This is a genomic window from Selenomonas sp. KH1T6, assembly GCF_900108415.1.
GTDB classification, from domain to species: Bacteria; Bacillota; Negativicutes; order Selenomonadales; family Selenomonadaceae; genus Selenomonas_B; species Selenomonas_B ruminantium_A.
In genome coordinates, this window is record NZ_FNWN01000009.1 from 105129 (window position 1) to 113888 (window position 8760).

The window sequence follows — 8760 nt, forward strand, 5'->3', positions numbered from 1 at the left end:
GGAGCCCGGTGGGCTCCCTGGGCGGTGGCAGCCGACGGCTGACGGAAGGGGGGGCTTCGAAGCCGTTTTGCCCTTCTCGCCCCTTCCACCGCCTTCCCCGTTTCACGGGGGCAGGTAAGGCCTGCTAGCAACTTTTGCTCATAAAAAATATTATTCGCTATTTTGTCCGAGCACACTTTGTAGTATAATGTAAAAGGCGTGCAAATGAGATAGAACAATCGGGAGGAATTCAATATGTTAGAAGAACTCAAGAAAAAAGTCTACGAAGCCAATATGCTTCTGCCGAAGCATCACCTGATCACTTTCACTTGGGGCAATGTGTCAGGCATTGACCGTGAAAAGGGGCTTTTCGTCATCAAACCGTCCGGGGTGGAGTATGACCAGTTGAAGCCGGAGGATATGGTGGTAGTGGATTTGGAGGGCAAGAAGGTGGAGGGTGACCTCAATCCTTCCTCCGACACAGAAACACATCGCATTTTCTACCAGAAGTTCAAGAACATCGGCGGCGTAGTGCACACTCATTCCCGGTGGGCCACAATTTTCGCACAGGCCGGTCAGGGTGTGCGTGCTTATGGCACAACACAGGGAGATTATTTCTACGGCGAGATTCCCTGCACCCGCGATATGACCGAGGAAGAAATCAAGGGCGCTTATGAGTACAACACCGGCGTAGTGGCAGTGGAGCGCTTTGAGAAGTACGGCATCAATCCTGACTATGTACCTGCTGTGCTGGTGAAGAACCACGGCCCCTTCACCTGGGGCACAGACTGCTTCAATGCAGTCCACAATGCCGTAGTACTGGAGGAAGTAGCCATGATGGCCTTCCACACCCAGATGCTCACCAGCGATCGGGATCCCATGCCCCAGGTGCTGCTGGACAAGCACTTTTTGAGAAAGCATGGGCCCAATGCTTACTACGGGCAGAAAAAGAAGTAAAAACAAGTTTGACAGGACAGCCTCCTCCCTTTTGCGGGGGAGGTTTTTGTGTGCTCGTAGCACATAAAAGGCACAAAAAATTAATGAATTATTAAAAACCATCTTGTCAAGGGAATGATATGGTGCTAAAATAAAACTGTAGTCTAGATATAACTGAATATAAAAACAATACTAGCGTCATGTCAGCTATGAGATAGCTGGGCCGGTAAGTTTACGGCTTTGGTTGTAGTAATACAGCTGGAGTATCGCTGGTTTTTTAGACAGAAACTGGAGTCATCCTGCTTCTTTGGAGGTGGGAAGGTATAGCGTGTGGAGACAATGTGCTCAAAGACGAAGGGATCTGGATAAAAAACGAGGGAGCGATTCTAATGAAAGCTGCACAGCGTGTGTTTTTCTTTCTGGTCATGGCGATGGTTTTTGTAGCAGCAACTCCCGTTTTTGCTTCCAGCATCCAATCAGAGGTACTGTACTATGTGAACGTAGAAAGGGCTGCCGCCGGCCTTAGGCCAGTGGAGCTCGATAGCAGCATGAATTCTGGCGCTGCAGTAAGGGCGCAGGAAGCTCAGGTGAACTTTGCTCACCAGAGACCCGATGGGAGCGATGTGAAGTCAGTTGTAAATAAAGACTGCGGCTGGTTTGGCGAGAACCTGGCCGTAAGCCAGGCCAATGATGCCCAGAGAATTGTCAAGGCGTGGATGGGATCTCCTACCCACCGGGCAAATATCCTCAACCGCCATTACGCCTATATCGGCGTTGATTGCCAGAGAGGTGCAGATGGGCATTACTACTGGTCACTGCTCTTCGCAGGAGCCTGATCGGTGCTCCCAGACTTAGGACATTAGGACTATAGCAGATATTGCTATAGTCCTTTTTCTTTTTGTTTATTGAACCAATGACAAGGAAACCGCATAAAACATCGTATTTTTTAATTTTGCATTGTTTGAATCCCCTTTTTCGGCGGGTGACCTGCCGGGAAGGGGGATTTTTGCTCTGTTTTTTAAAAAGAAAAAGTAGATATAGTCACTTTTGCTTTACAAATATTTCTGAAAATAAAATCTTTTACTGAATTTTTGCTTGCGTATAGGTTTATTTGTGTTGTATAATTACGCCTGAGTATTAAAACAGAATTAGAAAGTTGTAATTGAGCGTAAGATTCCGTAAATGATTGTTTGAGAGGGAGCAAGAAAATGGGGAGTATTGCTAAATTCCGAAAGAGGCAGATGGGATACCTCGCGGCAGCAGTGATGGCGATGGCGTATATGCCCACGGCGCTGGCCTTGCCGCAGGAGGAGCACAATATCAGCCAAGATGTAATAACAGACAGCGGTAATGTGGTCAACAACAGAGTCATTAACTCACCGCTAAGGACCACCAATGTCAATGTTTTGGCGAAATGGGGCAGCCCGACTGATTGCGCAGACATAAAGGTTGCCAGTAAAATAAACAAGGACAAAGGAAAAGACACAAGCCTTACCATGACGGTCGGACGTAGTATCAGTGTGGATGCAGGTATTACGAGTACGGACGGCAAAATAAATCTCACTTTGAACTCTAATAATGAACTGGACGGTAAATCTGAGCGTATAGATGGCGCGTCCAGTAATACAACTTCCGTCAACTATGCAGTTGACGGCTCGGAAGTAGAAGAGGGGACACCTGTTACAAGTACGAATATCACTAAGGTTGAAGAACCTGATACGGAACCGCAGCCTGAGCCACAGGCGGAATCACAGTCTGCGGGTTCCGGTGGTTCCGAAACCACGGAACCTTTGGTGGAGACGGAGGCAACTATCGCAGATCAGATGGAGCAGCCGCAGCTTGATGCTCTCCCCACCTCGAATCTTGCCGGTAATGCCGCTGTCGCTGAGGGACAGGAATCGCAGGTTCCCGGTGTTGACAGGGTATTGGGGTTGCAGAGCGTTGAGCTTCCCTTCTTCAATGAGAAGCGTGGCACAGTGAAGTTCTACGGTACCTATGATGTGTCCGTTGCCCTGGACAAGGTGAAGATGGAAGCTGTGGCCAAGGTTCTGCCTGAGCCGGATCAGCCCAGGACTCAGTATCGTGAACTGGAGCGTGAGCTGGTGACTGAGAACGGCAGAGGGATGTTCCACCTTACTTACAACGGCTCTACCCTGGACATCTATCCGGCGGATAGCGCTGCCAAGGACATGCTTGTAGCAGGTGAGGGGAAAAAGAATGAGGACATCGAGTCCCAGGCTCTCTACGAGGTTTTCAACCACATGGGCATTTCCCTTGGTGATTTGGACGGTGTTTACACCCACTTCGAAAGCATAAAGGTGCGCTCCTTTCGTCGCTAATGAGACGTATGAAGCGGCCGTAATCATTGAGGATATCAAGGACAGAAGCGGCCCCATCAAGGTGGCTGAATGCGATGACGGCATAGTGCTGGATGCAGAGGCCTTGGCTGTTTGTCCTGAGGACGCATAATTTTACATTTGCTTGATTCCCCTCTTTCGGTGGCAATTGCCGAAAGAGGGGAATTGACAGGTTTAGGGATATTTATTAAATCAAGGATATTTAATTTAGAAGGGCTGATTTAATTGCTTAAACTCAAAAAGGGTAGTGAACTGAAGAAAATTTCCGGTGCTGTGGCTATCAGCTTGCTGGCTGGGGGATTGACAGTTTCACCGGCTCAGGCAGCGCCTGAATTCGAACTGCCACCCACCTCTGGTGAGCTGGCAAACGAGCAGAGGGAAAACCGTGAGGCACAGGAATTCAAGGAAGACCCGGGCAAGGCAAAAGTTGAGGCGCCGGAGGAACGGCCCCAGCTGAACCTGCCTGAGGAATTGAAAGTCGAGGTAAATGGCTTCAAGATTACCGGTCAGGATCTTTTCCCTGAGGAAGATTTGCAGGCTGTTTTGGAGAAGCGCAAGGGAGGTCTAATGTCCTTCAAGGATTTGGAGGCAGGAGCCGATGATTTGGCAGCTTATTTCCGTAATCGTGGTTATGTAGCTGTGCGTGTGTATTTGCCGGTGCAGAAGATCACCGATGGTATAGTGGAATATGCCATCGTGGTGGGACGCTTCGACCAGCTGACAATCAGGAACCATACGAAAATCAGGGATCGGGCCGTGAATCGTGAAATCCGTTGCCTGAAAAAAGGCGAGTATCTGACGAAAGACAAGCTCCAGCGGGCTGTCTGGCTGCTGTCAGACCTGGCCGGGGCTGATGCCAAGGCTACCCTTTCCCAGGGCAGCGAGCCGGGCACTGTCCATGTGGAGATTGACCTGAATAACCACAAGGGCAAGCAGGGCCTTGTCACCGTGGACAACTATGGCAACCGTTATACCGGCTATGGTGAACTCAGCCTCGACTACGATTTTTTGAACCTGGCCAAGGAAGGTGACCACTTCGCTGTGGGTGGCCTTACCACCGGCCGTCACCTCAACAACTACGGTTTCAACTACACTACGCCCATTCTCACAGATGGTCTGAAGTTGTCTTTGGGTTATAATGTGCTTCAGTACCATCTGGGCAAGGAGTATGAGGAACTGGATGGCCGTGGCACCGCCCGGGTGGCTTCGCTGGGACTTGACTATGCCATCCGCCGCAGCCAGAAGTACAACCTCTATGCAGGGCTCAGATATGAGTACAACAAGCTGAAGGATGAGTATCGTGAACTGGGCCTGACCTATGCTAAAAAGCACAGCAATGCCGGCATCCTCTCCATCTATGGTGATGAGAGTGATGCTCACGGTACTACTTGGTGGCGCCTGGAGAACAAGCTGGGCAGTGTGGGCTTTGACAGCTGGGAAACGGAAGTGTTTGCTGACGGCTCCCGCACCAACGGGCGCTTCTTCAAACTCAGAGGCAGCCTCCTGCGCCGTCAGGATCTTTCACCAAGAGCCTATGCACTGCTTTCCGTTCGTGGCCAGTGGAGTGACCACAATCTGGACAGCTCTGAGCATATCAGCCTGGGCGGCTTCAACGGTGTCCGTGCCTATCCCCAGAGTGAGGCTTCCGGTGACTGCGGCCTTATCGCCCGCGCCGAGCTGCGCTGGCTCCTGCCCCTAAAGAAGCAGGATCAGCAGCTCCAGCTGGCTGCCTACTTCGACCATGGCGCCCTGCGTATCAACAAGGATAAGAACACCTCTTATGGTGGCAACTACCGCCATCTGGATGGTGTAGGCATTGGCCTTATCTGGTCCCGCTGGGAAGACTGGTTCCTCCGTCTTGACTACGCTTGGCGTGTAGGCAAGGAGCATCCTTTGAGCGATACCCACCACGATAGAGGCCACTTCTGGGTTCGCGGCGGGATTTACTTCTAATTCTAAGTTGCTTCATGGCTTTGCGGAGAGGTCAATACCTCTCCGTGGGATGAATAATCTGAAAATAAACTGGTTGATGAAATAAAAGGGAGATGTGAAAATGGGGGATATTGCGAAATATAGAAAACGCAAGGTAGCGCTGCTAACGGCAGCTGTGGTTGCTTCGGCGTGGACGCCGACAGCCTGGGCATTGCCGCAGAATCCGGGGAACGTCGAGAATCTTGACATGACGATTGATGAAAAGAATTTGCCTGAAAATGGCAAGATAAACGGCAAGGACTTGGAAATAACCCTAAAAGAGGGGTTCACCAGAGGCGCAGTGGACTGGAAAAGCTTTGACATAGCCTCTGGTGAAAAGGTCAATTTTAACGGCCCGGAAGCTCTTAGATGGATGGTACTGAACCGTGTCACTGGCACGGAGTCATCAGATATTTACGGCAGTCTTACCAGTGGTGCCAATGGCACGATTTTCCTGGTGAATCCTAATGGCATTCTTTTTGGTAAGGGTGCTCAGGTGGATGTGGGCAGCCTGGTGGCTTCCACCATGGATATCGAACCGGATGACTTTATTAATAATACCTTTTTATTTAACGAAACGGGAAAAAACAAAGCCGTTACAATAAAAAAAGGTGCAGATATTACAGCCCGCGACGGCTATGTGGCAATCTTTGCCCATGAGATAAATAATGCGGGCACGATCACGGCACCGGAAGTGGCCATGGCAGCGGGCAAGAGCATAGAGCTCAGCTATGACGATAAGATAAACCTGGTTGTGAATGTGTCCAACGACAGCAAGAAGGCGACTGTTGATACAAAGAACAACTACGTGCTGATGACTGCTGAAGATGCCAGCAATATTATAGGTGACAGCATCATCAACAACAGCGGTACCATCAACGCTGCCACCAAAATTGAGAAGGATGAGGACGGCAAGCTGACTCTTTCCGGCGATGGCGGCAAAATTGACATGGTAGCGGCCAGGGTGCTGGTGAACGGTGAGCTTAACGCAGATGGCGACAAGGGCGGCACAATCACCACCTCAGGCTATGAGGTGATGCAGGTCAACGATGGTTCTAAAGTACATGCAGCTTCGAAGGATGGTGAAGCAGGCACTTGGAATGTAATCGGCAAAAACGCAACTATTGACAGTGGCGTGACGGGTACAGACCTGTCGAATGACAATAATGGTGTTACCAAGGGTGTCAATAAAATCAGCAACACTGTCGTAAGCAATTCCCTGGCAAATACAAATGTCAGTGTGGAGGCAAGCCCTGACAAGGAAACTTATTACTCTGATGTACGTGTAAACAAGGCTGTTGAAAAAACATCCGGGGACAAGACGACGACCCTTACGCTTACTGCTGGACGTAATGTCATTGTGGAAGACGACATTAAGAGTTCGGCCGGTGCGTTGAATGTAAAGCTGAATTCCGATGTGAAAAAGCATACGGAGAATGATGCGGCAGAAGACAATACTCAGGATGAGATTACCAACTCTGGTCGTACGGATGGTGCCAACATCATCAAGGCAGACATTGAAACCAATGGTGGTGATTTCACTACTACGGGCGAGCTGGGTACTTACTTTGGCATGAAGGAGGTTGCTCAGGCAGGCTCGGATGCCAAAAGGTATGTCAAGACCAATGGTGGTAACATCAGCCTGGGCGGCCAAGAGGTGCTGTTAGCTACTGGCGGCACAGTGGAGCTGGATACTACAACCACCGAAGGTAAAAATGGCACGGTGACCATCGAAGGCTCCGTGAACTCTGCCAATGCTTATCAGTCCAAGCATGAGTCAAAGCGGCTGATCTGGAGCGAGGCTACCCAAAAAGCTAAAGATGTTTCTGAGAAATCACACCTGGTTGTTATTACAGGGGCGCTGGAGGATGCAGTTGCCACCTCCACTATCAATACAGACTTCTCGGATACTGCCGAGGCCTTTATTGGCGGCCATGTGGTGGCGGTAGCCATGGAGCAGGATGCAGATGGCAATTCCTATCCTGTGGATGCCAACGGCAATTTCATTACCATGACCGATGGTGTGTTGAGCGCTGACCCGGTGCCGAAGAATGGTAAGGGTACGGTAGAGACTCTGGATGGCATCTCCGAAAATGTTCCTGGCAATACAAGTGGCTGGTACAATCTGAAGGATGGCAGCCATGCCCGCTTCTGGGCCTGGACGGAAGGTGAGGAGAAAGGTACTATCTTCTATGTGCAGACTGTGGGCGAAGTCATTGAAAATCATGAAGGTAATAGTGATACTGCTTGGCAGAGCAAGTCACATGGTTACGCGCTGAAGGATGAGTTCGGCCGTGAATACTATACCAATTTTGCTCCCGGCGAGCCTAATGATGATAAGTCGCAGACCGGTCAGACGGCTCTGGCTGTGAACTATGATACCTACAAGAGCAATCAGCGTAAAGACTTGCTGTATTCACAGTGGGATGACATCAATGACCATACGTCCGGCAACCCTATTACCTACTATGTCGTAGAGACTGACCTGGATCATACTTCACTGAATATCAAAGCTGATGATACCCTTATCAAAGGGTCTGTTGGTAATACCAACAAGCTGAACAACCTGAACATTGACTCCACCGGTTCTGTTACTGTCAATGGCTCCATTGAGGTGGATAACCATGTGGATGCCAAAGCTCAGAATAATGCCACCTTCAACAAGTTTATCGATGCAAAGAAGGATTATGTAAAACTTGAAGCAATCAAAGGCAACGTGACTGCTGACGGTGCTGTTAAAGCCGGCACTGATATCATCATGAATGCCGGAAAAAATGTGACCTCCGGTGACATAGTCAAAGCAGGCCGCGATGTTACGATGGATGCTAAGGGCAATGTGTTGGCCAAGGGCGATGTTACTGCAGTCCGCAATGTTGACATGAAGGCTGTTGGCAATGTGACGGCAGAGAAAAATATCACCGCTGGCAATTATGTGCATGCTTCTACAGATGGTGATATAATCACCAATGGCGCTGTCCTTGCCGAAGCGCTCGATGTCAATCTGGATGCCCAAAAAGGCAGCGTGACAACTTCTGGCACTGTTACGGCAAAGAAGGATAATGTCACCCTGACGGCAGGCGAAGATGTAAATATCAATGCTGCAGTTACCACTGGCAAGGATATGTCTGCTCATGCTGGCAACAATGTAACGACGGCAGAAGCAGGCGCTATCAAAGCTGAAAATGGTTCGATTGAGCTTGTTGCAACTAACAATAATGTGAATGTTAACGGCGCTGTTACTATTGGCCAGGATTTCACCGCCGAGGCGGGTAATAATGCAACTATCAATGTTGCTGTTAATGCAGCCAATGGTGAAGTCTCCATGAAGGCTGGAAAAACACTGAAGACCACTGATGTCACTGCTGGCAAGAATGTAAAAGCCGAAGGCAATGATGTAAATACCACCGGCAAGGTCGAAGCCAAGGGCGGCGCTGTGACCATGACGGCTACCAACGAATTGAAGGCTGTTAACGTAACTGCAGCTACTGACGTGACTGGTAGTGGTAAGGATATAAAT

General features: G+C 49.7%; 5 protein-coding genes. All 5 read left to right on the forward strand.

The features are described 5' to 3' along the window. Nucleotides 1–234: 234 nt before the first annotated feature. A complete protein-coding gene (locus BLW59_RS07855) occupies nucleotides 235–936 on the forward strand; it encodes an L-ribulose-5-phosphate 4-epimerase (RefSeq protein ID WP_074697340.1) in 702 nt (233 codons plus the stop codon). 368 nt (nucleotides 937–1304) lie between these two features. Continuing rightward, on the forward strand, nucleotides 1305–1751 hold the full coding sequence (locus tag BLW59_RS07860; protein ID WP_139283598.1) for a CAP domain-containing protein: 447 nt from the start codon (nucleotides 1305–1307) through the stop codon (nucleotides 1749–1751). A gap of 405 nt (nucleotides 1752–2156) precedes the next feature. Next, nucleotides 2157–3254: a hypothetical protein gene (locus BLW59_RS07865; RefSeq protein WP_139283599.1), complete on the forward strand. Its 1098-nt coding sequence runs from the start codon at nucleotides 2157–2159 to the stop codon at nucleotides 3252–3254. Between the two features lie 243 nt (nucleotides 3255–3497). After that, nucleotides 3498–5225 carry a ShlB/FhaC/HecB family hemolysin secretion/activation protein gene (locus BLW59_RS07870; RefSeq protein ID WP_318258434.1) on the forward strand — a complete coding sequence of 576 codons (1728 nt, stop codon included), beginning with the start codon at nucleotides 3498–3500 and terminating at the stop codon, nucleotides 5223–5225. 100 nt (nucleotides 5226–5325) lie between these two features. Further along, the coding region (locus tag BLW59_RS07875) for a filamentous hemagglutinin N-terminal domain-containing protein (protein WP_139283600.1) at nucleotides 5326–8760 on the forward strand (3435 nt) is incomplete at its 3' end.